Raw genomic sequence first — 2,516 nt, 5'->3', positions numbered from 1 at the left:
ATAGAAACCATTTGCACGGCGACCGAAATAATATTTATCTTCGTAGCCCTCAATCTTACCATAAGCACTAACGTTAAGGTGGTGGTCCATCAGGTTATGGCCAAGCTCGCCGCTGCTGCTGCCTAAGCCGCCTTCCCATACGTCGGTTGCTGAGTTCATTAGGATCCAGGCCGAGTTAATCGTTGATGCATTTACGAATACGATCTTAGCGAAGTACTCATAAGTTTGATTAGTTTCTGCATCTAATACCTCAACACCCTTAGCTTTTTTAGTATCCTTATCGTATAAAATTTTGGTAACGATAGACCACGGACGAACGGTTAAATTACCGGTAGCCATAGCCGCAGGCAACGTAGCCGATTGCGTGCTGAAGTAAGCACCGAACGGACAGCCTAACCAGCATTTGTTACGGTACTGGCAGTTGGTACGGTTGTTATGAGGTACGGTGATATTGGCCGTGCGACCAATGATCATGTGACGTGCTTCTTTATAATACTCTTTCAAACGTTTTGAAACGTCTTTTTCAACCACGTTCATTTCCATAGGCGGCATAAAATCACCGTCAGGAAGAATTGGTAAACCATCTTTATTACCAGAGATGCCGGCAAATTGCTCGGCATAGCTATACCACGGAGCGATATCTTTGTAACGGATAGGCCAATCCACTGCGATACCATCTTTTAAGTTGGCTTCAAAGTCAACATCAGCCCAGCGGTATGACTGGCGTCCCCACATCAATGAACGGCCGCCTACATGGTAACCGCGGAACCAATCGAAACGCTTTATTTCAGTATATGGGCTTTCTTTATCACTTGCCCAATAGTCAAGATTAGTTTCATTCAGCGGATAATCGCGTTTAAGAACCGGGTAATCATCGATCATTTTTTGGGTGCGACCGCCTCTGTGCGGAAATTCCCATGGATCTTTGGTAGCATTTACGTAATCTTTAATATGCTCGATATTACGACCACGCTCAAGCATGATGGTTTTCAAACCCTTTTGTGTAAGTTCCTTGGCAGCCCACCCGCCTGAAATTCCTGAGCCAATGACTATTGCGTCATAAGTGTTTGCAGACATACGAATAATATGATTAGTTTAATTTGTTTAGTACTTGGTTATCTCGTTAAATGTATGAATAAAATTCATTTTCCAAATATTGCATTGTGTTTTTTTTACACAATGCCTCTTTATCAGTTAGTAGTTTTCGGTTGGCGGCTTGCAGTTATCTGTCGGCCGTTTGCTCCCATTTCTTTATTAGCAGTTTAATCAAACTTCAACACTTTTTAACTGCCTACCGCCTACTCAAAACTGCAAACTGCTATTATATATTCCCCTTTTTCATCTCGCTCATGGCATAATCAGCGGCCCTTGCTGTAAAGGCCATATAAGTTAGCGACGGGTTTTGGCATGAGGTTGATGTCATGCTGGCGCCGTCGGTAACAAATACGTTTTTAACACTGTGTACCTGGTTCCATTTGTTCAGGATAGATGTTTTAGGATCATTCCCCATGCGCGCACCGCCCATTTCGTGAATATCTAAACCGGGGGCGCGTTTATCGGTACTGGCTTTGATATTGGTAAAGCCTGCGCTGGTAAACATCTCTGTTAGCTGCTCTATATAATCATTCTTCATCTTTTCGTCGTTATCGTCATAATCAACGTTCATCTTCAATAACGGCACGCCCCAGGCATCTTTTTGCTTATCATCCAGGCTTACAAAATTGCTTTCCTTCGGGATGGTTTCACCCATCATATGTGATCCTACATGCCATGGGCCAAGCTCTTTATTAGCCAGGTTGTCTTTCAGGTTGCTGCCTACGCCATCCCAGCTGCGCTGTGGATAACGATAAGCGCTAAAGCCCGATGCATAGCCTCGCAAAAAGTCGGTTTCCTGTTTATATACATTTCTGAACCGTGGCATATAACCACCACCTGCAGGATTACGGCCATCGGTTGTCCATTCTTTAGCGCCATCATACTCAGCACCAATATGGGCCGAATAATTGTGGAACGCTACATATTTACCCAGCACGCCGCTATCGTTACCTAAACCATTAGGGAAGCGGTGCGACTTAGAATTAAGCAGTATCAGGTTGGTATTTAACGCGGCCGCGTTAACAAAAATCACTTTAGCATAATATTCAATAGCTTCTTTGGTATTGGTATCGATAACCCGTACGCCTGTTGCCTTACCAAGCTTTTCATCATAAATAATGGACTCAACAACCGAGAATGGCCTTAACGTTGCATGTCCCGATTTTAATGCCCATGGAATAGTAGTAGCATTGGCGCTAAAATACCCGCCAAACGGGCATCCCCGTTCACAAATGGTACGCCTTTGGCATTGTACGCGGCCCTGATCCAAATGGATCTGGTTAGGGGTTGATAAGTGCGCGCAACGTGCGCTGATCACATGCCGGTTTTTATATTTACTTTTTACGTGATCTCTAAAATATTCCTCTACAGTGTTTAACGGAAACGCAGGTAGAAACTCCCCATCCGGCAATTCGGCAATA

The 2,516-nt window shown here is 44.1% G+C and carries 2 protein-coding genes; both read right to left on the bottom strand.

All coding sequences use genetic code 11. The annotated features are described in order from the left end of the window. Window positions 1-1,077 (bottom strand): GMC family oxidoreductase (locus VF500_RS14775; RefSeq protein ID WP_330860400.1); only part of this gene is annotated, 1,077 nt, incomplete at its 3' end. Between the two features lie 244 nt (window positions 1,078-1,321). After that, window positions 1,322-2,516: GMC family oxidoreductase (locus tag VF500_RS14770; protein ID WP_330860399.1), on the bottom strand; the 1,195-nt coding region annotated here is incomplete at its 5' end.

It is taken from the genome of Mucilaginibacter sp. (genome assembly GCF_036383575.1).
In the GTDB taxonomy this organism is placed as follows: domain Bacteria; phylum Bacteroidota; class Bacteroidia; order Sphingobacteriales; family Sphingobacteriaceae; genus Mucilaginibacter.
The sequence above is the reverse complement of the archived record's forward strand: the minus strand, read 5'-3'. Positions and strand labels throughout refer to the sequence as shown.